The 24,161-nt window shown below is 59.9% G+C and carries 21 protein-coding genes; 13 read left to right on the top strand and 8 right to left on the bottom strand.

The features are described 5' to 3' along the window. Window positions 1-300: 300 nt before the first annotated feature. The 6 genes from AC1Z24_RS25620 to AC1Z24_RS25595 all read left to right on the top strand — a co-directional run bounded on the left by AC1Z24_RS25620 (window position 301) and on the right by AC1Z24_RS25595 (window position 7,175). Window positions 301-1,587, top strand: a complete 1,287-nt coding sequence (locus AC1Z24_RS25620) for an ABC transporter substrate-binding protein (protein ID WP_483743214.1) — start codon at window positions 301-303, stop codon at window positions 1,585-1,587. 105 nt (window positions 1,588-1,692) lie between these two features. After that, on the top strand, window positions 1,693-2,607 hold the full coding sequence (locus AC1Z24_RS25615) for a carbohydrate ABC transporter permease (RefSeq protein WP_483743213.1): 915 nt from the start codon (window positions 1,693-1,695) through the stop codon (window positions 2,605-2,607). Then, window positions 2,600-3,445 (top strand): carbohydrate ABC transporter permease, encoded by an 846-nt coding sequence (locus AC1Z24_RS25610; RefSeq protein WP_259105960.1) that lies wholly within the window; start codon window positions 2,600-2,602, stop codon window positions 3,443-3,445. The genes AC1Z24_RS25615 and AC1Z24_RS25610 overlap by 8 nt, the downstream gene beginning before the upstream one ends. A 2-nt stretch (window positions 3,446-3,447) precedes the next feature. Further along, window positions 3,448-4,620, top strand: coding sequence for an ABC transporter ATP-binding protein (locus AC1Z24_RS25605; RefSeq protein ID WP_483743212.1), 1,173 nt, complete (start codon window positions 3,448-3,450; stop codon window positions 4,618-4,620). A 129-nt stretch (window positions 4,621-4,749) separates the two neighbouring features. Then, entirely contained in the window at window positions 4,750-6,108 is a 1,359-nt protein-coding gene (locus AC1Z24_RS25600; RefSeq protein ID WP_483743211.1) for a carbohydrate porin, read from the top strand. A gap of 212 nt (window positions 6,109-6,320) precedes the next feature. Further along, window positions 6,321-7,175, top strand: a complete 855-nt coding sequence (locus AC1Z24_RS25595; protein ID WP_483746717.1) for a D-hexose-6-phosphate mutarotase — start codon at window positions 6,321-6,323, stop codon at window positions 7,173-7,175. A gap of 117 nt (window positions 7,176-7,292) precedes the next feature. On the opposite strand, the gene AC1Z24_RS25590 is transcribed toward AC1Z24_RS25595, so the two are convergent. Then, the gene (locus AC1Z24_RS25590) at window positions 7,293-8,150 is read right to left on the bottom strand and encodes a MurR/RpiR family transcriptional regulator (protein WP_259106015.1); all 858 of its coding nucleotides are present in this window, start codon (window positions 8,148-8,150) and stop codon (window positions 7,293-7,295) included. A gap of 226 nt (window positions 8,151-8,376) precedes the next feature. On the opposite strand from AC1Z24_RS25590, the gene zwf reads away from it, so the two are divergent. Genes zwf through AC1Z24_RS25575 form a run of 3 tightly spaced genes read left to right on the top strand, consistent with a single transcriptional unit; the run spans window position 8,377 to window position 11,238 of the window. Beyond that, window positions 8,377-9,846, top strand: a complete 1,470-nt coding sequence (zwf, locus tag AC1Z24_RS25585; protein ID WP_483743210.1) for a glucose-6-phosphate dehydrogenase — start codon at window positions 8,377-8,379, stop codon at window positions 9,844-9,846. After that, window positions 9,833-10,546 carry a 6-phosphogluconolactonase gene (gene pgl / locus AC1Z24_RS25580; protein ID WP_483743209.1) on the top strand — a complete coding sequence of 238 codons (714 nt, stop codon included), beginning with the start codon at window positions 9,833-9,835 and terminating at the stop codon, window positions 10,544-10,546. Before zwf ends, pgl begins: the two co-directional genes overlap by 14 nt. Before the next feature lie 17 nt (window positions 10,547-10,563). After that, window positions 10,564-11,238 carry a bifunctional 4-hydroxy-2-oxoglutarate aldolase/2-dehydro-3-deoxy-phosphogluconate aldolase gene (locus AC1Z24_RS25575; protein ID WP_483743208.1) on the top strand — a complete coding sequence of 225 codons (675 nt, stop codon included), beginning with the start codon at window positions 10,564-10,566 and terminating at the stop codon, window positions 11,236-11,238. A gap of 98 nt (window positions 11,239-11,336) precedes the next feature. On the opposite strand, the gene AC1Z24_RS25570 is transcribed toward AC1Z24_RS25575, so the two are convergent. Continuing rightward, entirely contained in the window at window positions 11,337-12,536 is a 1,200-nt protein-coding gene (locus AC1Z24_RS25570) for an aminotransferase class V-fold PLP-dependent enzyme (protein ID WP_483743207.1), read from the bottom strand. Window positions 12,537-12,543: 7 nt separating this feature from the next. Next, window positions 12,544-12,780, bottom strand: coding sequence for a DUF3820 family protein (locus AC1Z24_RS25565; protein WP_259106014.1), 237 nt, complete (start codon window positions 12,778-12,780; stop codon window positions 12,544-12,546). A gap of 230 nt (window positions 12,781-13,010) precedes the next feature. On the opposite strand from AC1Z24_RS25565, the gene AC1Z24_RS25560 reads away from it, so the two are divergent. After that, on the top strand, window positions 13,011-13,481 hold the full coding sequence (locus AC1Z24_RS25560; protein WP_483743206.1) for a ferritin-like domain-containing protein: 471 nt from the start codon (window positions 13,011-13,013) through the stop codon (window positions 13,479-13,481). Window positions 13,482-13,672: 191 nt separating this feature from the next. Here AC1Z24_RS25560 and AC1Z24_RS25555 read toward each other — a convergent pair whose 3' ends face one another. From AC1Z24_RS25555 to AC1Z24_RS25535, 5 genes are all read right to left on the bottom strand, one after another. Then, on the bottom strand, window positions 13,673-15,199 hold the full coding sequence (locus AC1Z24_RS25555) for a sensor domain-containing diguanylate cyclase (protein WP_483743205.1): 1,527 nt from the start codon (window positions 15,197-15,199) through the stop codon (window positions 13,673-13,675). 200 nt (window positions 15,200-15,399) lie between these two features. Continuing rightward, on the bottom strand, window positions 15,400-16,764 hold the full coding sequence (locus AC1Z24_RS25550) for a heavy metal sensor histidine kinase (RefSeq protein WP_483743204.1): 1,365 nt from the start codon (window positions 16,762-16,764) through the stop codon (window positions 15,400-15,402). Beyond that, window positions 16,754-17,431 carry a heavy metal response regulator transcription factor gene (locus AC1Z24_RS25545; RefSeq protein ID WP_483743203.1) on the bottom strand — a complete coding sequence of 226 codons (678 nt, stop codon included), beginning with the start codon at window positions 17,429-17,431 and terminating at the stop codon, window positions 16,754-16,756. Before AC1Z24_RS25545 ends, AC1Z24_RS25550 begins: the two co-directional genes overlap by 11 nt. Window positions 17,432-17,441: 10 nt before the next feature. Further along, on the bottom strand, window positions 17,442-20,567 hold the full coding sequence (locus tag AC1Z24_RS25540) for a multidrug efflux RND transporter permease subunit (protein ID WP_483743202.1): 3,126 nt from the start codon (window positions 20,565-20,567) through the stop codon (window positions 17,442-17,444). Continuing rightward, window positions 20,564-21,718 carry an efflux RND transporter periplasmic adaptor subunit gene (locus AC1Z24_RS25535; protein WP_259105947.1) on the bottom strand — a complete coding sequence of 385 codons (1,155 nt, stop codon included), beginning with the start codon at window positions 21,716-21,718 and terminating at the stop codon, window positions 20,564-20,566. The genes AC1Z24_RS25540 and AC1Z24_RS25535 overlap by 4 nt, the downstream gene beginning before the upstream one ends. A 303-nt stretch (window positions 21,719-22,021) precedes the next feature. Between AC1Z24_RS25535 and AC1Z24_RS25530 the strand changes: the two genes are divergently transcribed. The 3 genes from AC1Z24_RS25530 to AC1Z24_RS25520 all read left to right on the top strand — a co-directional run bounded on the left by AC1Z24_RS25530 (window position 22,022) and on the right by AC1Z24_RS25520 (window position 24,153). Then, window positions 22,022-22,393 carry a hypothetical protein gene (locus AC1Z24_RS25530; RefSeq protein WP_483743201.1) on the top strand — a complete coding sequence of 124 codons (372 nt, stop codon included), beginning with the start codon at window positions 22,022-22,024 and terminating at the stop codon, window positions 22,391-22,393. A gap of 332 nt (window positions 22,394-22,725) precedes the next feature. After that, window positions 22,726-23,310: a fimbrial protein gene (locus AC1Z24_RS25525; protein ID WP_259106013.1), complete on the top strand. Its 585-nt coding sequence runs from the start codon at window positions 22,726-22,728 to the stop codon at window positions 23,308-23,310. Window positions 23,311-23,409: 99 nt separating this feature from the next. Beyond that, window positions 23,410-24,153 carry a fimbrial biogenesis chaperone gene (locus tag AC1Z24_RS25520; RefSeq protein ID WP_483743200.1) on the top strand — a complete coding sequence of 248 codons (744 nt, stop codon included), beginning with the start codon at window positions 23,410-23,412 and terminating at the stop codon, window positions 24,151-24,153. Window positions 24,154-24,161 lie beyond the last annotated feature (8 nt).

Raw genomic sequence — 24,161 nt, 5'->3', positions numbered from 1 at the left:
GTCCCACATTGGTCCCGCGACGAAAGCGGGATTTCCTGGGTTTGTTGGATTAATCCTACAAAACTTTAGGAAAATTCAGTCAAAACGAATTATTCCGACAGTCTGGACATCCCTTTTCGGACAATTGATCCTCTGCAACCCTCATTCCAGAGCGGTTTTTTCTGGATGTTCGAAATGTCACCATCTTGTGACACTTGCACATCCCTTCGTTACTGTTCTTTCAAAACCCTTGGTTAGACTTCTATGCAGCGCAAGCACCTGACGACTTGCTCATGCATAACAACAAGAAAGGTTAAATCGATGAATTCAATCTCCCGCCTCGCTGCTGTCATTTCTCTCGCCTCGTTGTTTCCGCTGAGCGCTCACGCTGCCGACTCCAAAGGTACGGTTGAAGTCGTACACTGGTGGACGTCCGGCGGTGAAAAAGCGGCTGTCGATGTACTCAAGGCGCAAGTTGAAAAAGACGGCTTTACCTGGAAAGACGGCGCTGTAGCCGGTGGTGGCGGTGCCACTGCCATGACCGTACTGAAAAGCCGCGCCGTTGCCGGTAACCCACCGGGCGTTGCCCAGATCAAAGGCCCCGACATTCAGGAATGGGCGTCTACCGGTCTGCTCGACACCGATGTGCTCAAGGACGTTGCCAAGCAGGAAAAGTGGGATTCGCTGCTCGACAAGAAAGTCTCCGATACCGTGAAGTACGACGGTGACTACGTCGCTGTGCCGGTGAACATCCACCGCGTCAACTGGCTGTGGATCAACCCGGAAGTCTTCAAGAAAGCCGGTATCACCAAGAACCCGACCACCCTCGAAGAATTCTACGCCGCTGGCGACAAGCTGAAGAAAGCCGGCTTCATCGCCCTGGCTCACGGCGGCCAGCCTTGGCAGGACAGCACCGTATTCGAAGCCGTTGTGCTCTCCGTCATGGGTGCCGACGGTTACAAGAAGGCCCTGGTTGACCTGGACAAAGATGCGTTGACCGGTCCGCAAATGATCAAGGCACTCACCGAGCTGAAAAAAGTCGCGACCTACATGGACGTTGACGGCAAAGGTCAGGACTGGAACCTGGAAGCAGGCAAGGTCATCAATGGCAAGGCCGGCATGCAGATCATGGGTGACTGGGCCAAGAGCGAGTGGACCGCAGCCAAGAAAGTCGCAGGCAAGGACTATGAATGCGTAGCCTTCCCGGGCACTGAAAAAGCCTTCACCTACAACATCGACTCCCTGGCGGTGTTCAAGCAGAAAGACAAGGGCACTACCGCCGCTCAACAGGATTTGGCCAAGGTCACCCTGGGCGAAGACTTCCAGAAAGTCTTCAGCATCAACAAGGGGTCGATCCCGGTTCGTAATGACATGTTGAACAACATGGCGGCACTGGGCTTTGACTCCTGCGCCCAGACCGCAGCCAAGGACTTTCTGGCGGATGCCAAAACCGGCGGTCTGCAACCGAGCATGGCGCACAACATGGCAACTACCCTTGCTGTTCAAGGTGCGTTTTTCGATGTCGTGACCAACTACATCAACGACCCGAAAGCCGACCCGGCTGACACAGCCAAGAAACTGGCCGCAGCGATCAAGTCCGCCAAGTAGTTTTTAGTACCTGAACCCCCAGCCGCAGTTCGTGCTGTTGAAACCGCAACCTGGTTTCACGCACGCCTGCGGGCTGGATTCGATGTATCAGACCTGGATTTTCCGATGAGCTCTGTCGCTGTCTTCAGCAAAGCCAAAGCCTCGCCGTTCGATGCGCTCCAGCGCTGGCTGCCCAAGTTGGTGCTGGCGCCGAGTATGTTCATCGTTCTGGTCGGCTTCTATGGCTACATCCTCTGGACGTTTGTGTTGTCTTTCACGTCCTCCACATTCCTGCCGTCCTACAAGTGGGCCGGGCTGGCGCAATACGAGCGCCTGTTCGACAACGACCGCTGGTGGGTGGCAAGCAAGAACCTGATGGTGTTCGGTGGCATGTTCATCGGCATCAGCCTGGTTGTCGGCGTGGTCCTGGCGATTTTTCTCGACCAGCGCATCCGCCGCGAAGGCTTTATCCGCACTATTTATCTGTACCCGATGGCGCTGTCGATGATCGTTACCGGCACCGCCTGGAAGTGGCTGCTCAACCCTGGCATGGGCCTGGACAAGCTGCTGCGTGACTGGGGCTGGGAAGGCTTCCGCCTGGACTGGCTGATCGACTCCGATCGCGTGGTTTACTGCCTGGTTATCGCCGCTGTCTGGCAAGCCTCGGGTTTCATCATGGCGATGTTCCTCGCCGGCCTGCGTGGCGTTGACCAGTCCATCGTGCGTGCTGCGCAGATCGACGGCGCCAGCCTGCCGACCATCTACTGGAAAGTGATCCTGCCGAGCCTGCGCCCGGTGTTTTTCAGTTCGGTGATGATCCTCGCTCACATCGCCATCAAGAGCTTCGACCTGGTCGCAGCCATGACGGCCGGCGGCCCTGGCTACTCCTCGGACCTGCCAGCGATGTTCATGTACTCCTTCACCTTCAGCCGCGGGCAAATGGGCATGGGCTCGGCCAGTGCGATCCTGATGCTGGGGGCGATCCTGGCCATTCTGGTGCCTTACCTGTATTCCGAGCTGAGGACCAAGCGCAATGACTAGTCTCGTTGGAAAATCGCCGATCAGCCTGAGCCGCATCGCCATCCATGTGGTGCTGATCGCCGCCTGCCTGCTGTATCTGGTGCCCCTGGTGGTGATGCTGCTGACCAGCTTCAAATCCCCTGAGGACATCAGTACCGGCAACCTGCTGAGCTGGCCGACCGTGATTACCGCCATTGGCTGGGTCAAGGCCTGGGCCACGGTTGACGGTTACTTCTGGAACTCGATCAAGATCACCATCCCGGCGGTGCTGATCTCCACGGCCATCGGTGCCTTGAACGGCTACGTGCTGTCGATGTGGCGCTTCCGTGGCTCGCAGCTGTTCTTCGGCCTGCTGCTATTCGGCTGCTTCCTGCCATTCCAGACCGTGCTGCTGCCGGCGTCCTTTACCCTCGGCAAGATGGGCCTGGCCAGCACCACCACCGGCCTGGTGTTCGTTCACGTGGTCTATGGCCTGGCCTTCACCACGCTGTTCTTCCGCAACTACTACGTGAGCATTCCCGATGCGCTGGTCAAGGCGGCACGCCTGGATGGCGCGGGTTTCTTCACCATTTTCGGCAAGATCATCCTGCCGATGTCGACGCCTATCGTGATGGTCTGCCTGATCTGGCAGTTCACTCAGATCTGGAACGACTTCCTGTTCGGTGTGGTCTTTTCCAGCGGTGATTCGCAGCCTATTACCGTGGCGCTGAACAACCTGGTCAACACCAGTACCGGGGTCAAGGAATACAACGTTGATATGGCGGCGGCGATGATTGCCGGTCTGCCGACACTGCTGGTCTACATCGTCGCCGGCAAGTATTTCGTGCGCGGGCTCACAGCCGGCGCAGTCAAGGGGTAATCATGGCAACGCTCGAACTACGCAACGTCAACAAGACCTACGGTGCCGGTCTGCCCGACACGCTGAAGAACATCGAACTGCAGATCAAGGACGGCGAGTTCCTGATCCTGGTCGGCCCGTCGGGCTGCGGCAAGTCGACCCTGATGAACTGCATCGCGGGCCTGGAAAACATTACCGGCGGCGCGATTCTCATCGACGGCTCCGATGTCAGCGGCATGAGCCCCAAAGACCGTGACATCGCCATGGTGTTCCAGTCCTACGCGCTGTACCCGACCATGAGCGTGCGCGAGAACATCGAGTTTGGCCTGAAGATTCGCAAGATGCCGCAAGCGGCCATTGATGAAGAAGTCTCCCGCGTCGCCAAGCTGCTGCAGATCGAACACCTGCTCAATCGCAAGCCCGGCCAGTTGTCCGGTGGTCAGCAACAGCGTGTGGCCATGGGCCGTGCCCTGGCGCGGCGGCCGAAGATCTACCTGTTCGACGAACCGCTGTCCAACCTCGATGCCAAGCTGCGGGTCGAGATGCGCACCGAAATGAAACTGATGCACCAGCGCCTCAAGACCACCACCGTCTACGTCACCCACGATCAGATCGAGGCGATGACCCTGGGCGACAAGGTTGCGGTCATGAAGGACGGCATCGTCCAGCAGTTCGGCACGCCGAAAGAGATCTACAACAACCCGGCGAACCTGTTCGTTGCCAGCTTCATCGGTTCACCGCCGATGAACTTCATTCCATTGCGCCTGCAACGCAAGGACGGCCGCCTGATTGCCCTGCTTGACAGCGGCCAGGCTCGTTGCGAGCTGCCGATGAGCATGAACGACGCCGGGCTTGAAGACCGTGAAGTGATTCTTGGCCTGCGCCCTGAGCAGATTCTCCTGGCTTCGGCCGAGACGTCCGGGCTGCCGACCATTCGCGCCGAAGTCCAGGTGACCGAGCCGACCGGCCCGGACACCCTGGTGTTCGTTGACCTGAACCAGAGCAAGGTCTGCTGCCGCCTGGCGCCAGACGTCGCGCCTCAGGTCGGGGAAAGCCTGAACCTGCAATTTGATCCATCCAAGGTGCTGCTGTTCGATGCCAAGACCGGCGAGCGCCTGGGCGTATTGGGTAATGGCGAGGGAAAGCCTCAGCCCGCTGAGCGTGTGGGCAACGTCACCCAATTCAACCGTAGCTGAACATGTTGTAACGCAACCGAGCACAGCAGGTCGGCCGTCTCTGCCTTACCGGGTGGCCAGCCTGTCAACACGAAGCAGTGAATACACGAAGCAGTAATCAATAAAAATAAAATTACGAGGATTTAAGGGATGAAGAAGATCAAAGCCAAATCGATTTCCCGTCTCCAGTTGGTCAGTCAGCTCTCTGTATTGGGCGCCCTGGCACTGACGGGTAATGCCCAGGCCGATGATGCATTCGCTGCGAACTCCAAGTACATGACCGGCGATTGGGGCGGTCTGCGTAGCGAGCTTGAGAGCAAGGGTTACACCATCTCGGCAGAGTACGTCGGTGAGGTGGGCAGCAACGTCAAGGGTGGTTACAACAATGACAAGACTGCACGTTATGCCGACCAGTTTGCCTTCGGTCTGGACATGGACCTGCAGAAAATCCTCGGCTGGCACGATGCTGAATTCAAGCTGGCAGTCACCGAGCGTAGCGGCCGCAACATCTCCAACGACCGTATTGGCGATCCTCGCGTCGGCACCATCAGCTCCTCGCAGGAAGTCTGGGGCCGTGGTCAGACCTGGCGCCTGACGCAAATGTGGTACAAGCAGAAATTCTTCGACGGCGCCCTGGACATCAAACTCGGCCGCTTCGGCGAAGGCGAAGACTTCAACAGCTTCCCTTGCGACTTCCAGAACCTGACCCTGTGCGGTTCTCAGGTCGGCAACTATGTGAACACCTGGTACAACTGGCCAATCAGCCAGTGGGCTGCGCGCGTGAAATACAACATCACGCCTGAGTTGTACGCCCAGGTCGGTATCTACATGCAGGACGCGGACAACCTCGACAAACACAACGGCTTCACCCTCGCCACCAGCGGCTCACAAGGCAACGTGGTACCGGTCGAGCTGGTGTGGTCGCCGATGGTCAACAAGCTGCCGGGCGAATACCGCATCGGTTACTACCGCAGCACGCCGAATGCCAACGATCTCTATGAAGCCCAGAACGGCCAGCCACAAGCTGTGGTCGGTGGCAATTTCAAAGAGCATGACGACAAGCACGGCTGGTGGGTCGTTGCCCAGCAACAGCTGACTTCGGTTGGCGGTGATACTTCCCGTGGCCTGAGCATTTTCGGCAACCTGACCGTGCATGATAAAGCGACCAACTTCGTCGACAACTATCAGCAGATCGGTCTGGTCTTCAAAGGTCCGTTCGACTCCCGTCCAAAAGACGATATCGGTGTCGGTGTTGCGCGTATCCATGTGAACGACAACGCAACGGATAACGCCCGCCTGCGCAACCAGCTCAGCGGCATCAGCGACTACGACAATCCAGGTTTCGTGCCGGTCCAGAAGACCGAATACAACTCCGAGATCTACTACGGTGTGCATGTCACCGACTGGTTGACCGTGCGTCCTAACCTGCAGTTTGTCAAACACCCAGGTGGTGTTGACCAGGTCGACGACGCCATTGTTGCCGGTATCAAGATTCAGTCGAAGTTCTAAGGGCCGCTACAAGCTATAAGCTGCAAGCGATAAATTAGAAGCTACTGGCTTGCAGCTTGCAGCTTGCAGCTGAGGCTAAAGATCGTGTGTGCTTTGCGGGCAGCAGTTCTGCCCGCCTTTTTTAAGCTCGAACAATTTGCTTCCGTGCTCCCGGAGGCATTTTTTTTTCTGTGCGGTAAACCGGGATAACCATGGCGATCAAGGAAGCGGGGATGCTGGAGCATCCATTGCAGCGTTTTTTCAGGTCGCGCCGGGCTCGCCCGACATTCGAATGGGAACGCTATCAGCTACGCGATGTTCTGGTGATCGATCACCCGCAGTGCCAAGCGGTGTTCAGTCGGCAGGGCGGGCAGTTGCTGCATTTCCAGCCGGTGGGGCAGAAGCCCTGGCTGTGGTGCGCCGCCCAGTGGCCTCAAGTCGGTCCGATCCGCGGTGGCGTGCCGGTGTGCTGGCCCTGGTACGGCCGCCATCCCAGCGAAGGCGTCTGGCCGGCCCACGGCTGGGCACGCCTGCTGGACTGGAAACTCATCGACAGCAGCGAAAGCGCAACAGGTGTCAGCCTGCACTGGCGCCTCAAGCTGTGGGACTGGCAGGCCGATCTGTACGCCGAACTGGGGCAGGGCATGGAGTTGCGCCTCAATACCTGCCACGAGGACAGCGCGCCCTGTCAGTTCAGTCATGCCTTGCACGCCTATTGGCGTATCAGCGATGTTGCCGATGTGGCGCTACAGGGGCTGGACGGCGTGCAGGGCTACGATCATCTGGTGCGTCGGGCCTGTCAGCAGGAGGGCGAGTTGCGTGTGGCCGGAGGCTGCCAGCGTGAATTCGATCACAGTGGCCCGCTGCATCTGCAGGACCCGGCCTGGGATCGACGCCTGGGCGTCGATAGTGGCGACAGCACCAGCACCGTGGTCTGGCATCCGGGGCGCAGGCCGCTGATGGGCGTGGCGGGCAGCGAGGCCTCGGAGTTCATCTGTGTCGAAGCGGCAGCGGGGGGCGGCGATAGCCTGAGCCTGGCGCCGGGGGAGCATGCCGAGCTGAGTTTGCAGGCGTATCTGGTGCATTGAGATGCGGATGAGCTGCCTTGTGTAGGAGCTGCCGAGGCTGCGAAGGCGGTGGGTCAGACACATCCATTCGCAGCCTTCGGCAGCTCCTACAGGTAGGCGTCGCAGTACAAATCCGCTTTACCCCTGATCCTCTATCGGATAGCGGCTGTCATTCAGACTTTCCTTGATCTTGCGCAGATGCGGCTGGAAGTCCACGCCACGGCGCAGGGTCATGCCCGTGGCCAGCACGTCCAGCACGGTCAGCTGGATGATCCGCGAGGTCATCGGCATATAGATGTCGGTGTCTTCCGGCAGCGGAATGTTCAGGCTGACCGAGCTGGCCTTGGCCAGTGGCGAACCGGCTGCGGTCAGGCCCAGCACCGAGGCGCCGTTGGCCCGGGCGATGCGTGCCACCTCTACCAGTTCGCGTGTGCGGCCGGTGTAGGAAATGATCACGAACAGCTCACCGGTATGGGCCACCGAGGCAATCATGCGCTGCATCAGCACGTCGGCATGGGCGGTGACGGCCAGGTTGAAGCGGAAGAACTTGTGCTGCGCGTCCAGGGCCACCGGGGCCGAGGCGCCGAGGCCGAAGAAGTGGATCTGCCGGGCCTGGATCAACATGTCCACGGCCTTGCTGATCAGGGACGGGTCCAGTTGCTGGCAGGCGCTGTCCAAAGAAGCGATGGCGCTGCCGAAGATTTTTTGCGTGTAGGCCTCGGGATTGTCGTCGGCCTCGACTGCGCGGCTGACATAGGCCGCGCCGCTGGCCAGGCTTTGGGCCAGTTGCAGCTTCAATTCGGGGTAGCCGCTGACCGCGAACGAACGGCAGAAACGGTTGACCGTCGGTTCGCTGACCTTGGCCGCCTGGGCCAATGCGGCAATGCTGAAACGGGTCGCTTGCTGCGGGTTGAGCAGGATCACTTCGGCGACCTTGCGTTCAGCCTTGTTCAGCTCTTCGAGCCGGCCCTGGATCTGCTCCAGGAGGTTGCGTATGCGGTCCATTCGGGTCCCTTCATCGTGTTGCAACAGGCTGATCTTCAACGAGGATCGACGAACCTCTTTAGCCTGTTGCAAAGGTGGCCTATCGTACTCAGGGCCTGTGTTGATCACCACTGGAATATCGATTCTGAACAAATGTTGTGGTTATTACTACATATGGCCTTGAGTAACGCCTTTAAAAAAGGTATTTGTAGTCTAACTTGATAAAAGAACCAACATTATGCCTTCGATTACGGTTGAACCGTGCACTTTTGCCTTGTTTGGCGCCTTGGGCGACCTGGCGGTGCGCAAGCTGTTCCCGGCTCTATACCAGCTGGACCGTGCCGGTTTGCTGCATGCCGACACCCGTATTCTCGCGCTCGCGCGCGAACCGGGCGACGAGCACCAGCACCTGGCGTACATCGATAAATCCCTGCGTCGCTTCGTGCCTGATGCCGAACTCGAGGCGGAACACGTCGCGCGTTTCCAGGCGCGCCTGAGCTACCTGCACGTCGACTTCCTCAAGGCTGAGGACTATGTCGCCCTGGCCGAGCGGGTCGGCGATGCCGAGACCCTGATTGCCTACTTCGCCACACCTGCATCGGTGTATGGCGCGATCTGCGAAAACCTGGCATCGGTCAATCTCACCGAGCGCACCCGCGCCGTGCTGGAAAAGCCCATCGGTCACGACCTGATCTCATCGCAGACGGTCAACGACGCCGTAGCGCAGTTCCTCCCGGAAACCCGCGTCTACCGCATCGACCACTATCTGGGCAAAGACACGGTGCAGAACCTGATTGCCCTGCGCTTCGCCAACAGCCTGTTCGAGACCCAGTGGAACCAGAACCACATCTCCCACGTAGAAATCACCGTGGCCGAGCAAGTGGGTATCGAGGGCCGCTGGGGTTATTTCGATCAGGCCGGGCAACTGCGCGACATGATCCAGAACCACCTGCTGCAACTGCTCTGCCTGATCGCCATGGACCCGCCAAGCGATCTGTCCGCCGACAGTATTCGTGACGAGAAGGTCAAGGTGCTCAAGGCTCTGGCGCCGTTCACCCCGGAGCGCCTGGCGACCCAGGTGGTCCGTGGTCAATACATCGCCGGCTACAGCGAAGGCAAGCCGGTACCCGGTTATCTGGAGGAAGAAAACTCCAATACCCAGAGCGACACCGAAACCTTCGTCGCCATTCGCGCCGATATCCGCAACTGGCGCTGGTCCGGTGTGCCGTTCTACCTGCGTACCGGCAAGCGCATGCCGCAGAAACTGTCGCAGATCGTCATCCACTTCAAGGAACCGCCGCACTATATCTTCGCGCCGGAGCAGCGCATGCAGATCAGCAACCGCCTGATCATTCGCCTGCAGCCCGACGAAGGCATTTCCCTGCAAGTGATGACCAAGGACCAGGGTCTGGACAAGGGCATGCAACTGCGCAGTGGTCCGTTGAAATTGAGTTTTTCCGACACCTACCGCAGCGCCCGGGTCCCGGACGCCTACGAGCGGTTGTTGCTGGAAGTGATGCGCGGCAATCAGAACCTGTTTGTCCGTAAAGATGAGATCGAGTACGCCTGGCGCTGGTGTGACCAACTGATCTCCGGCTGGCGCAAGGCGGGCGACGCGCCCAAGCCTTATGCGGCGGGGTCGTGGGGGCCGATGAGCTCCATCGCTTTGATTACTCGAGATGGGAGATCCTGGTATGGCGATATGTGAACTTGAATTGCCCGCTGGCCTGCTGGCCCGGGAATTCGATAATCCCGGCCTGCTGGCCGAAGGGCTGGCCGCTAACGTGGCCGACCGGCTGAACAGCGCGATCAACGAGCGTGGCATTGCCACGCTGGTGGTCTCCGGTGGGCGTAGCCCCGTGGCGTTTTTCCAGAGCCTGGCCGAACAGGCCGTGGACTGGTCGAAAGTCGTGATTAGCCTCGCCGACGAACGCTGGGTGCCGGTGGAACATGCCGACAGCAATGCCGGCCTGTTGCAGCGTTACCTGCTGCAAGGCCCGGTGGCCAAGGCGCGTTTTGTCGGCCTGTATCAGGTTGCCGACAGCCTGGAGGCTGCGGCCCTGTTGGCAGACAAAGCCTTGGCCGAACTGCCGACCATCGACGTGCTCGTACTGGGCATGGGCGATGACGGTCACACCGCTTCACTGTTCCCCAACAGCCCGAACCTGACCGAGGCCCTGAGCCTGGATGGCGAGCGTCGTTGCCTGCCGATGCTGGCACCGAGCGTGCCGCACCAGCGCCTGACCCTGACCCGTCGCCTTTTGAATTCGGCCCGTCAGCCCATCCTGTCCATTTCCGGGCAGGCCAAACTCGACACCCTGCGCACAGCACTGGCGGGCGATGACCTCGCCCAAATGCCGGTACGTGCGTTTCTCACCCCGTCCCTCGAGATTTACTGGTGCCCATAAGCAAAGGAACCGCCGCCATGAACACTCCTGAAACCCGACAGCCGCTCAACAGCATGGCGAACAAGGTTATCCAGATCGACGAACTCTGCGCCAAGGCGAAGATTCTGCCGGTCATCACCATCGCCCGCGAACAGGATGTCCTGCCGCTGGCCGATGCGCTGGCGGCAGGTGGCATGACGGCGCTGGAAATCACCCTGCGTTCGGCCTTTGGCTTGAGCGCAATCCGCATTCTGCGCGAGCAGCGCCCTGAAATGTGCATCGGCGCCGGGACCATCCTGGACCGCCATCAACTGGCCGCTGCCGAAGCTGCCGGTTCGCAGTTCATCGTCACGCCGGGCAGCACGCAAGACCTGCTGCAAGCCGCTGTCGACAGCCCGCTGCCGTTGCTGCCGGGTGTCAGCAGCGCCTCGGAAATCATGATCGGCTACGCCATGGGCTATCGCCGTTTCAAACTGTTCCCGGCGGAAATCAGCGGCGGCGTCGCGGCCATCAAAGCTCTGGGCGGCCCGTTCAACGAAGTGCGCTTCTGCCCGACTGGCGGCGTGAACGCCGACAACTTGAAGAAGTACATGGCCCTGCCTAACGTGATGTGCGTTGGCGGGACCTGGATGATCGACAACGAGTGGGTCAAGAACGGTGACTGGAACCGCATCACCGAAGCCACGGCAGAGGCCATGGCACTGTTTGACTGAAGGATCTTGCCAGGGCCTTCACTGACGGCCTTGGTAGCAATGAAGATGTGTGTGTAGTTGGCTTTTTTGGCGCACCCTGGTCCGGTGCGCCATTTTTTTCAGGCCAATTCAGTCAGTGCCCGGACCAGCAACTGTACATCCGCCACTGAAGTACTGAAGCCCGGCGTCACCCGGATGCACGGCCCGCAACCGGCGCCCGTACGGCCGACCGTGAACAGGTTGTAGTCGTGCAACAGTTTGTCCACCAGCGGTTGCTGATCCGCGTGACGAGTGAAGCGAAACGCCGTGATCCCGCAATACAGCCGTTGATCGTCCGGTGTCAGCACTTCGATCCCCTCCAGACCCCGCACCCCCTCGACCCAGATATCACGCAGATAATTCAGGCGTGCCTGTTTGACTGCGGCGCCACCCATCGCGTAATGCTCTTCAAAAACCGTCGGCAAGGTCATCCACGCCGGGATATTCGGCGTGCCGTAGGGCGCGCGGGAGCGGATATCGTCGTCGGCATAGCGGGTGTCACCCATATCGGCATCAATGCTGCTCAGGCGCTCCCGGGCGATATAGACAAAACCCAGGCTCAGAGGCGCGCCAATCCACTTCTGCAGGTTGTAACCGGCAAAAGCCACGCCCAGTTCATCAAGCTTGAAATCCAGCTGGGCGAGGGCGTGGGCGCCGTCGAGGATCACATCGATGCCGTGGGCTTTGGCCCGTTCGGCAATGGCCTGTACCGGCATGACCAGACCGGTACGGTGGGTGACGTGGGTCAGGGCCATCAGCTTGAGCCGTGGATACTGCCTGAACGCCGCTTCGTAGCTGTCCAGCAGGCTGTCGTAGCTGGCCGGGTGGACATGGGTGATCTCGATCACTTGCACGCCGCGGCTCTTGGCCAGCCAGCGCATGGCACTTTGCACGCTGATGTAGTCGAGGTCGCAGATCAGCACCTGATCGCCCGGCTGCAGGCCGTTGTAGTTACGGATCAGCACTTGCAGGGATTCCGAAGCGCAGCGGGTGATCGCCACCTCCTCGGTCGCCACCTGTACCAGCTCGGCCAGTTGTTGGCGGATCTGCTCGCTGTCATGGCTGTCGAACTGCTGGCGCACGTAGACCGAGTTGCTGCGGTTGACGTAGTCGATATGGCTTTTGTAGGCCGCCAGGGCCTTGTCGGTCATGCGCCCGAAGTAGCCGTTCTCCAGGTTGATCGGGCCGGGTTCGACGGTATAGGACTCGGCAACGCGTTGCCAAAAGTCTTCGTCTCGGGCCAGTTCAAGTGCAGTGGCGTTGTCGCGGGCGGCAGGCATGGCGGTCTCACTTATCGTTGAAGTGTCGGCGGGGGCGGGTGCGCAGAGGGTCGAGCAGCTCGGACAGGCCGTTATGGTCGATCTCCTGCATCAGGGCCAGCAAGGCACCCAGCTCGCCCTTGGGAAAGCCTTCACGGGCGAACCAGTTCAGGTATGGCCCCGGCAGATCGGCCAGCAGGCGGCCTTTGTACTTGCCGAAGGGCATTTCCTGGGTCACCAGCAGCTTGAGTTTTTCCGGATTCATCAGTTGTGCTCGTGGTTCGCCGGGCCGTACGGCCATGTGGGAAAAGATACGTGCATTCTGCATGCAGGCCAATTGACAGTTCATGCAGAAACCACGGTGCATCTGTCTCTTGATATTTATAACGTATTGAAATTAAAGGGTAAAAACTGTTTTCAATTCCTGGCACGGGCGCTGCAACTACCTTGGCAGCAACGCAAAACTTGATCAACCCGCCAATAAGGAATTTGAAAATGACAGATATCAATAAAGAATCGATCTCGCTGCTCAATGACCTGATCGAAACCAGTAAAGATGGTCAGAAAGGGTTTGAAGAAAGCGCCAAGGATTTGAAAAACCCTCAGCTCAAAGCGTTCTTCGCCGAGCATGCCGTAGCCTGCGCTACCGCTGTTCGTGAGCTACAGACCGAAGTTCGTGCCTTGGGCGGCGATCCTGAAACCAGCGGTACCGTTTCCGGCTCCGTACATCGTGCCTGGGTCAACCTGAAGTCGTCGGTAACCGGCAAAAGCGATGAGGCTGTGCTGAACGAAGTTGAGCGTGGTGAAGACCATGCGCTGAAGGCTTATCGTGAAGCGGCCGAGAAAGCCCGTAAGGAAAACCTGCCAGCGAATGTGGTCAGCCTGATCGAGCGTCAGCTTGCAGGCACCCAGAAAAATCACGATCAGGTCAAACTCCTGCGTGATCAGGTACGTCGCGCCAGCTAAGATCTTTTAGCCCGTCGAAAAAGCGCCAGCCCGTCTGGCGTTTTTTATGGGCGCTGCATTACTTCATTTTGTAGGAGCGAGGCTTGCCCGCGAATGGTCGATACGGCTGGCACATTATCTGGGCCAGATATATTGCATTCGCGGGCAAGCCTCGCTCCCACATGTGGTACTAGCACAAAGGATGGCCAAAATTAACTGACATCCTCCGGGCAAGGCACAAAAACGGCCTGTTCCACCCGATTGCGCCCCTTGCACTTGGCTTTGTACAGCGCCTTGTCGGCGACCCCGAACAGCGCCGCCAGTTTGTCTGCAGGGCCGGCGGTCTGCGCGGCGATGCCAATGCTCACGGTGATGGGTTGTGGATCATTGGCAAAGCGCGGCATGGCCTGAACGGCGAGGCGGATCTTCTCGGCCATCAGCCTGGCGCCGGCCAGGTCGGTCTCGGGCAGGATGATCAGGAATTCTTCACCGCCATAACGGGCCGCCAGGTCACCCGGTCGGCGAATGGTTTCGGTAAAGGTCTGGGCAACCCGGCGCAGTGCTTCATCTCCACCGTTGTGGCCGTGGCGGTCGTTGAAGGCCTTGAAGTGGTCGACATCGATCATCAGCAGCGCCAGGGGCTGGCCAGAGCGTTGGGCCCGCGCCCATTCCTGTCTCATCACCTGATCCAGCTGCCGACGGTTGGGCAGGCCGGTCAGCGAATCGGTCGCGGCCATCTGTGCCAACTCCGCCTCGGCCTGATGACGCAGGCGCAGTTCCCGGCACAGCAACAGGGTCAACCACATAATGCCGATGCACAGCAGGCCGGTGGCGCCGGCCACCAACAGCATGTTCCGACGCCAGACGGTATAGACCTCATCCAGAGACTGACCCACCACCACGATCAGCGGCAAGTCGCCGACACGAGAGAAGGTGTACAGGCGCTCGAGATTGTCCAGGCCGGAGATGCCGCTGAAACTGCCGTTTTCCTCCCTGAGCATGCGCTGGAAATTGGGCTGCTTGCTGAAGTCGGTACCGACCAGATCCTTGCCCTGGAAATCCGGCTGGCGGGTTATCAGGATGCCTTGGGAGTTGATCAAGGCCACGCTGCTGTTCTGGCCAACGTTCAGGTTCTTGAACAGATTCCTGAAATACACCACACGCATGGCACTGCTCGCCACGCCCATGAACTCGCCGTCAGGCCCGGACATGCGCCGACTGAAGGTCAGGCACCAGTCATTGAAGTTGGAGTAACTGCGGAACGGACCACCGACCTGCAGCGTTGAGTCGCTGTGTTGACGATGCCAGTCGAAATTGGGCCGGTCGGCAAAATTGTCCCGACGCGGCACGACCGAGGTGGAGTCGGCGAGAATGTCGCCCTTTTGATCCAGCAGAAGCAGGTCGCCTTTGTACGGCGCGGCGGTGGAGCGGTCGAACAGCACCATCTGTCGCAGTTCCGGAGAAATACTCATCAGGTCCGAACGCTGCCAGGCCAGGATGATGCCGGACAGCGAGGTGTCATATAGCTCGGCATTGCGCAGCACGTCGGCATCGATCAACTGGACGATATTGGTAGCCGCCCGGGCCGCAGCGGTCTTGGCGTCGGCATGTTCGCGTATCAGCAAGGAGGAAACGATGCCCACAATGGCCAGCACCGCAGCCAGGCCGCCGGAAATCAACAGGATTTGCGAGCGCGACCATTTCCTGCGCAAAGGAGGCTCAGCTGCAGTGGCAATCATGACAAGCTTTGCGCCATTGAGCGGGTGGAAGTATTCAATTCAGTTCAATACGCCTGTATTGCCGTGATTTAGCGTCGTTTGTAACTGAATAGCCAGTCTGCCGATACAAAAAAGATCGAGGTGCAATGCCATTAAACGACGCGATCTAAAAGCGACGTCGTTTATAGGTGTGCTCTCTGTAAAAGCCCGTTTTTAATCGGTTAACAGGGCAAATTGATGCCAAAGGTGTTGATTCCGCCTTCGCTGCGCACAAACACGCTACCGCCGTGCATCAGGGCAATGGCTTTGACAATCGCCAGGCCCAGGCCGTGGTTGGCGCCGCTGTTGCTGCGCGAGGCGTCCACTCGATAGAAGCGTTCGAACAGCTTGGGCAGATGTTCATCGGCAATGGCGCTGCCGGGGTTGGCGACGCCGACGCTGGCCTGTTGCTCGTCACCGTGGATATCGACGCGGATCACCTGACCTGGCCCGGTGTGTTGCACGGCATTGTGCAGCAGGTTGATCAGGGCACGGCGCAAGTGGGCCTTTTCAATTGGCGCACTGGCATCGCCATGGACTTCGACCTGCACCTGGGCGTCTTCGAGAATGAAGTCCAGATAGTCGAGGGTCGTCGCCACTTCCTCGGCCAGGGATGCGCAGGTCAGCTCCGTGGCCTTGCTGCCCTGATCGGCGCTGGCCAGGAACAACATGTCGTTGATGATCGAACGCAGGCGCTCCAACTCTTCCAGGTTCGATTGCAGGACCTCGAAATAATGCTCGGCCGAACGCCCACGGGTCAGGGCGACCTGGGTCTGGCCGATCAGGTTGGTCAGTGGCGAGCGCAGTTCGTGGGCCACATCGGCATTGAAGGATTCCAGGCGCGAATAGGCTTGTTCGACCCGTTCCAGCGTGCTGTTGAACGAAGTGACGAACTGGTCCAGCTCCGGCGGCAACGACGACAGTTGCAGGCGCCCGGACAAGCGCGGCGGCGCCAGCTTCTGCGCTTCCAGGGACAGGCTGACCAAAGGCTTGAGGCCGATGCGCGCGACCCAGTAGCCCAGCGCCGAGGCCAGCAGGATGCCCACGGCCGCCAGACTGATCAGGGCTATCAACAGCCGGTGCTGGGTGTCCCAGAAGGTTTGCATGTCGATGGCGATCAGAAAGCGCAGGGGCGGGCGCTGGTCCTTGGCCGGGAACTGGCTGATCAGCACTTTCAGGGGGAATTCACGATCCGGCAGTTGCAGATCGCGCATGCCTGGGCGGCCCATGGCGAACTGGCGGATGTTGGCGTCCGGGTTGCCGAACTCGTACTGCGGGTTGTCGCTGACCACCCAGAAGTGAATGCGCTTGTCTTCCTCGCTGAGCAGCTTCAACTTGGCGTTGATCTTGGCCCAGTGTTCGGGGCTGCCATAGCGGGTCACCGCCGACTCCAGCACGCTGTAGCGCGCATCCAGCTCGGCGGCGGGCAGGCGACCCAGGCCCTTGTCGACCTGCAGGTACAAGGCCCAGCCGATGAGCAGGAATACCAACAGCGCCACCAGGGCAAACAGGCCGCTCAGGCGCAGGGCAATGGAATTACTCGCCATCGCGACTTTCCAGCACATAGCCCATGCCCCGGATGGTGTGCAGCAGTTTCTTCTCGAACGGCCCGTCGAGCTTGGCGCGCAGACGCTTGATCGCGACTTCGACGACATTGGCATCGCTGTCGAAATTGATGTCCCAGACCATCTCGGCAATCGAGGTTTTCGAAAGGATTTCGCCCTGGCGCCGCGCCAGTACGCTGAGCAGGGAGAACTCCTTGGCGGTCAGGTCAAGACGTGTACCGGCACGGGTGGCCTTGCGGCTGATAAGGTCGATCCACAGGTCGGCGATGCTCACCTGCACCGGTTCATGGCCGCCGCTGCGCCGGGTCAGGGCTTGCAGGCGAGCGACCAGTTCAAGGAAGGAGAAGGGCTTGCCCAGGTAGTCATCGGCGCCTTCGCGCAGGCCGCGGATGCGGTCGTCGACGTTCTCCCGGGCGGTGAGCATGATCACCGGCGTCTGCTTGCGGGCCCGCAGCGCGCGCAGCACGCCGTAGCCGTCAAGGCCCGGGAGCATGACGTCGAGAATGATCACCGCGTAGTCGTTTTCCAGAGCCAGGTGCAGGCCCTCTATGCCTTCGCGCGCCAGGTCCACGGTGTAGCCCTGCTCGGTCAGTCCGCGATGCAGGTAGTCTGCGGTTTTCTCTTCATCTTCGATGATCAGCACGCGCATACAGCGACACTCACTTATTAATGGCCAGGGCCGCGACCGGTTCGGTCAAAGGCTCTGGGTTACGGCGATGGAACAGCCGCTCAAGCTGAAGGTAGACCACTGGGGTGGTAAACAGAGTCAATGCCTGGCTGACCAGCAAGCCGCCGACCACCGCAATACCCAATGGCTGGCGCAATTCGGCACCGACACCGTAGCCGAGCATCAGCGGCAGGGCGCCCAACAATGCCGCCAGGGTGGTCATGATAATGGGCCGAAAGCGCGTCAGGCAGGCTTCAAAGATCGCATCATGCGGGCTCAGCCCGCGTGAGCGTTGGGCATCCAGAGCGAAATCGACCAAGAGGATGCCGTTCTTCTTGACGATGCCGATCAGCAACACGACACCGATCAGCGCCATGATCGAGAAATCCTGGCCCATCAGCCACAGCAACAGCAATGCGCCGATACCCGCTGAAGGCAGGGTCGAGATGATGGTCAGCGGATGCACGAAACTCTCATAGAGCACGCCGAGGATGATGTACACCGCCACCAGCGCGGCAAGGATCAGCCATGGCTGGTTGGCCAGTGAGCTCTGGAACGCCTGGGCTGCGCCCTGGAAGTTGCCGATAATAGCCGTCGGCATGGCGATCTCGTTCTTGGCCTGATTGAGCATCTGCACCGCATCGCCGAGGGCGACGCCGGGCGCCAGGTTGAACGACAGGTTGGCGGCCGGGAACATGCCGTCGTGGGCAATAGACAGCGGCCCCATTTTCGGCGCACTGACTTTGGCCAGCGCCGACAACGGCACCATCTCGCCGGTCAATGGCGAGCGCAGGTAGAAGTAGTTCAGGCTCTCGGCCTTGCCGCGCTGATGGGCGTCGAGTTCGAGGATGACTTTGTACTGGTTGGTGTCGGTCTGGTACTCGTTGATCTGGCGCTGGCCGAAGGCGTCGTAGAGGGTCTGGTCGACATCGGTGGTGGTCAGGCCGAAACGTGCCGCGGCACTGCGGTCGATATCAATATGGGTAACGCTGCCGCCCAGTTGCAGATCGTTGGACAGGTCGCGAAACGCCGGGTTGGTGCGCAGCTTTTCGGTCAGGTGCTGGGTCCAGGTGTTGAGCAGCGCGCCGTCATTGCTCTTGAGCACGTACTGGTACTGGGCGCGGCTCGGGCCGGAACTGAGGTTGATGTCCTGGCCTGCGCGCAGGTACAGCATGATGCCGGGGACTTTCGCCAGTTTCGGCCGGATCCGGTCGATGAACTGGCTGACCGAGACATCCCGCTCGCCGCGCGGCTTCAAGGCAATCCAGAAACGCCCGCTGGCGATGGTCTGGTTACTGCCGCTGACCCCCACCGAATGAGAGAACGCCTGCACCGCCGGGTCGGCGCCGACGATGGCGGCCAGGGCCTGATGTTTGGCGACCATGTCCGGATAGGAAATGTCGGCGGCGGCATCGGTGGTGCCGAGGATGAACGCCGTGTCCTGGACCGGGAAGAAGCCTTTGGGAATCAACACATAGCCCGCACCGGCCAGGCCCAGGGTGAGGAAGAAGATCGTCATCATCAGCCGCTGATGGGCCAGGGCCTTGCGCAGAATGCGTTCGTAGCCCGCCAGCAGACGCTCGCCGAAGCCGGGTTTGGCGTGCGCATCGTGATGGGGGCGACGCATGAACAGCGCCGCCAGGGTCGGTGCCAGGGTCAGGGACACCACCACCGAAATCAGGATGGTCGCGGTGGCCGTCAGGGCAAACTCCTTGAACAGTCGCCCGACCACGCCGCCCATAAACAGCAGCGGAATGAAGGCGGCGATCAGCGAGAAGCTGATCGAGACCACGGTAAAGCCGATCTCTCCCGCGCCCTTGATCGCCGCTTCGCGCATGCCGTCACCGGCTTCGAGGTGGCGGTGGATGTTCTCCACGACGACGATGGCGTCATCGACCACGAAGCCCACGGCTACCACAATCGCCACCAGGGTCAGGTTATTCAGGCTGAAGCCCATGACATACATCATGGCAAAGCAGTTCACCAGGGACACCAGCAGCACGGATGTGACGATCAGGGTGGCCGACAGCTGGCGCAGGAACAGGGCCATGACCGCGACCACCAGAAGGATGGCGATCAGCAGGGTCATTTCCACTTCATGCAGCGAGGCGCGGATGGTCTTGGTGCGGTCCACCAGTACCGAGACGTCCACGGAAGCCGGGAGCATTTCCTGCAGGCGCGGCAATTCGCGCTGGATACGGTCCACGGTTTCGACGATGTTGGCGCCGGGCTGGCGGAAAATCACGATATTGACGCCCTGGCTGGTGCCATCCTGATTGCCCGACCAGGCCTTGACGTAGGCGTTCTCCGCGCCGTCGATGACCCGCGCCACGTCCTTGATTTGCACCGGGGCGCCGTTCTTGTAGGCGACGATCAGGCTTTCGTAGTCCTTGGCCTTGAACAACTGGTCGTTGGCGGCCAGGGTCGAGAGATTGTCCTTGCCGTACAGCGCGCCCTTGGCCAGGTTGAGGCTGGTCTGTTGCAACGCGCCGCGTACATCGGCCAGGGTCAGGCCCAGGGCGGCGAGTTTTTCCGCAGCGGCCTGGACGCGAATGGCCGGACGTTGCTGGCCGGTAATGGCGACCTGGCCGACACCGTCGATCTGGCTCAACTGCCGGGCCAGCAGCGATTCGGTGACATCGCTCAGCTCAGTGCCGGGCATCAGTTTCGAGCTGACGCTGAGGATCAGCACCGGGCTGTCTGCGGGGTTGACCTTGCGCCAGGTGGGCAGGGTCGGCAGGTCCTTGGGCAGGCGGCCGGCGGCGGTGTTGATCGCGGCCTGGACCTCCTGGGCTGCGGTGTCGATGCTCTTGTTCAGGGTGAATTGCAGGGTCAGGTTGGTCGAGCCCAATGCACTGCTCGACGTCATCTGGGTCACGCCGGGCACGGCGCTGAACTGCACCTCAAGGGGCGTTGCCACAGACGAGGCCATGGTTTCCGGGCTCGCGCCGGGCAACTGGGCCGAGACCTGGATGGTCGGGAATTCCGCCTCCGGCAACGGCGCGATGGGCAGGCGCGGATAGGCGATCACCCCCAGCAGAACCATGGCGAAGGTCAGCAGCAGGGTGGCTACCGGATGATCAATGCACCACGCCGATATTGAGCCCTGGCCTTTCATCGTGCAGTCTCCAGCTGGCCGTTTTCGCCGGTGGCGTCACGTACCACATCGACCCGGGAACCGGCCTTGAGCCGCGACTGGCCGTCGCTGACCAACTCATCGCCGGCATGGGGGCCGCTGATCAGGGTCTGCTCGCTGTCCTGATACACCACCTTGACCGGCACCACCTCGACCTTGTTGTCCTTAACCCGGTAGGCAAAGTGCTGATCGATGCCGCGCTGCACCACTTGCGGCGGCACCTTCAAGGCGTTGCGTTCAAGCCCGGTCTGGATCTTGATCGTCACCAACTGGCCCGGCCAGAGCTGATCCTTGGGGTTGTCGAATTCGGCCTTGGCGCGAATGGTCCCGGTGGTCGCCGCGACTTGGTTGTCGATCAGGCTCAGGTGGCCCTGGCCGAGCAGATTGCCCGTGTCACCGTCGCCGAGGAACGCACGGACTGGCGCTGGTGGGCTGGCGGCGATAAGACCCTGCAGGGTCGGCAGCATTTGCTGCGGCAGGGAGAACTCCACCGCGATCGGGTCGATCTGGGTCACGGTAAACAGGCCGATGCTGTCACTGACGCGCAGGAAGTTGCCTTCATCAACATTGCGAATACCGACCCGGCCCGTCACGGGCGAGCGGATCTGGGTGTAGGACAGTTGCACCTGCGCGGCATTGATGGATGCCTGATTGCCCTGCACGGTGGCGCTGAGCTGATGAACCAGGGCCTGTTGCTGATCAAAGGTCTGCTTGGAAATGCTGTTATCGGTGGTCAGCAGGCGATAGCGTTTGAGATCGACCTGGGCGACATCCAGCTGCGCCTGGCTCTGGGCCAGTTGCGCCTTGGCCTGCTCCAGGCTGGCGCGGATGGCGCGGTCATCAATGGTCGCCAGCAGGTCGCCCGCTTTCACCACCTGGCCTTCCTTGACCTGAATCCGGGTAAGGATGCCGTCCACCTGTGGACGCACCACCACACTGTGCAGCGACAGCACCGAGCCCAGGCCGCTGACGAACAGCGGTACATCCTGTTCCAGCACCTTGATCGTGCGCACCGGTATGGCCGCCGGCGCCGAGACTTTGGCCGTGGCGGGCCGGGTCAGGCTCCAACTGGTGGCGGCGACAATGGCCACGACAGCGATGGCGATAAAAACGGTGCGGGTGTGTTTAGGCATGCGAAGAGGCGCCGGAGGGTCATTGGATCAGACGGACGTTTCAGGTCTGCCCTTTATAGACTGCCAACCCGGTCAGGAGGATGACCGCTACCTGTCAGGATTGTCAGCAAGACAAATAAGTTGTTGACCGAACCATCAAGAAAATCAGTCGGTGGGCGATAGGATGATTAACGGTAGTTAGGTACGACGGTCATAGTGTTTGTCGTTCAATGGAAATTTCCTACGTGAATTTTAGCGTGTCTGGCAATTCATGGGGCCATCAGCTTAACTCATCTCTGTGATTTACCACGCTGGAGTACGGCTATGAAGACTAAAGTTTCACGGTGGCAGCAGTTTCACCATCGGATATTAAACAAAAATAAACAAACTGCTTTGGTTGTGTTCATGCTGGGTGCTCTAAGTGTTGATTTGACCGACGCGGCACCTGGCGGAGTTATAAAGCTTCACGGCCATATTACGCAGGCCGGTTGTGAGGTGCGAAATACCTCACAGGCCAGGAACAATGAGCGGGTGCTCAGGGTTTCTCCCGGCGTCACTATCGCGGTCAATACCGCTGACAACGCGTGCAACCAGCCGCAGGCGCCTTTCACCCTGGCTTACCGGCCGCTGCCTGTGTATGCGGGTGACGCCAATGCGCAAGCCCGGTCTGGCGTGGTAACGATGACCTACGAATAACCGGTTTGACTGCCTTTCGCCGCCTATGGCCGCCCGATGAATCGGAGCGGCCTTTTTTATGGCGACGCAGCAGGTTTTGATTGGCAAATGGCAAGTGGCAAAAAAAACATTTGGTTGATGTTTTTAGTCGGGTATTTGCTGCAAGTCTTTATTTGTGCGGCGTCCAGACGTATGTAGAATTTTCCTACAGAATGGGACGGCCTATGTAATAGTTAAAACGCTCAACTCAAAGTAATTTTCCTGACAGCGGTAGAAGTTCGTCGCGCCTATAGTTCTCGCCGTCCGATTGTGGGCACACACGAAATAACACAAGGAATGTTGTTAGCATGAACATGAAGAAGCTTTCTCTTACAGCGGCAGTAGTGGGCGCGATGGTTCTGGGTACGATGGGGACAGCTTCAGCCGCGAATAATGGCAAGCTGATCTTTAACGGCACATTGACCAATATTTCCTGCGACGTAGGTGCGGGTGCCGGCACCAGCCCAGGCAGCAATCCGGGCGATATCAATGTCGATCTGGGTAACGTTTCGTTCTCTGACATCGGCGCGTTCAGCGAGAGCAAATTGCAAACGGCCATGCCGATTCAGTTGCTGATCAATTGCAGCGCCGGGGCTGACCAGTACAACCAGGTGAAGATGCGCTTCAACGCCAGCAATGGTTCCGGTCAGGATCAGAACGACCTGAAGCTGCTGCGTACCACTGGCTCGGCGCAAGGCGTGGGTATCGGACTGATCAATGCGTCCAACGCGTTGATGGATCTGGGTGGCACCGAAACCATCGACAAGCCGCTGGTCCAGGACGGTAACGGCGGCGCCACTGCCGAGCTGAACTTCGGTGCGGTGTACGTCCTCAACGGCACCACCACCCGTGCCGGTAATGCCGATGGCTTCATGCCGTTCGTGCTGGATTACGAGTAATGCCGTGGACGGAGCGGGTGTTGCCTGCTCCGTCTCTCTGGTTTCAATTTCCGAACCCGTTTTTTGAATACGGGTTCTGAATTCAAGGCGAATGCCCCCATGTTTTTCAGTATTTTTCGCTCGGCTTGCTTGCTTGTGTCGGGCTTGTCGCTGGCGGTCAGTGTCCAGGCGGGCGTGGTACTCAACACCACGCGGGTCATTTACCCGGCCAAGGACAAGGAAGTCAGCCTGGCGGCCCATAACAGTGGCCGCGCCGAAATCCTTTTGCAGTCGTGGCTGGAGTCCGGCATCGCCGATGCAGATCCGTCCAGCCTGCCGTTCGTGATAACCCCGGGGCTGGCCCGGATGCCCGCAGATGCGCGGCAACTGCTGCGCATTATCTATGCCGGAAGCGGCATGCCCGAGGACCGCGAGTCGGTGTTCTGGCTCAATGTGCAGGAAATTCCCCAAGAGGCCAGCGAGAACACGTTGCAGATTGCTATCCGTCAGCGCATCAAGGTGTTCTTCCGGCCGCGTGGCCTTTCGGGCGATCCGTTCAAGGCGGCCGATGGCCTGAAGTGGCGCGTACTCAAGGATGAATTGCAGGTCGAAAACCCAAGTCCTTATCACGTCTCGATGATCGGTATCGGCGTGCGCCAGGGCAGTCGTGAGCTGATGAAAAAAGACAGCCAAATGCTGGCGCCCCGCCAGAGCCTGCGGCTGCCGCTCAAGTCCGGCCCGTCAAGCGAGACGTTGCAGCTGGAGTTTGCCAGCATCGACGACTTCGGTGCCCATGTGCGCTACCGCACCAACCTGAACGGCAATCAGCTCGTTCATGCAGACAGGGTCGAGCCTCAACCCTGATCGATCTT

The organism is Pseudomonas sp. JL23, assembly GCF_056933585.1.
This window is presented reverse-complemented; position numbering and strand designations above follow the sequence as displayed.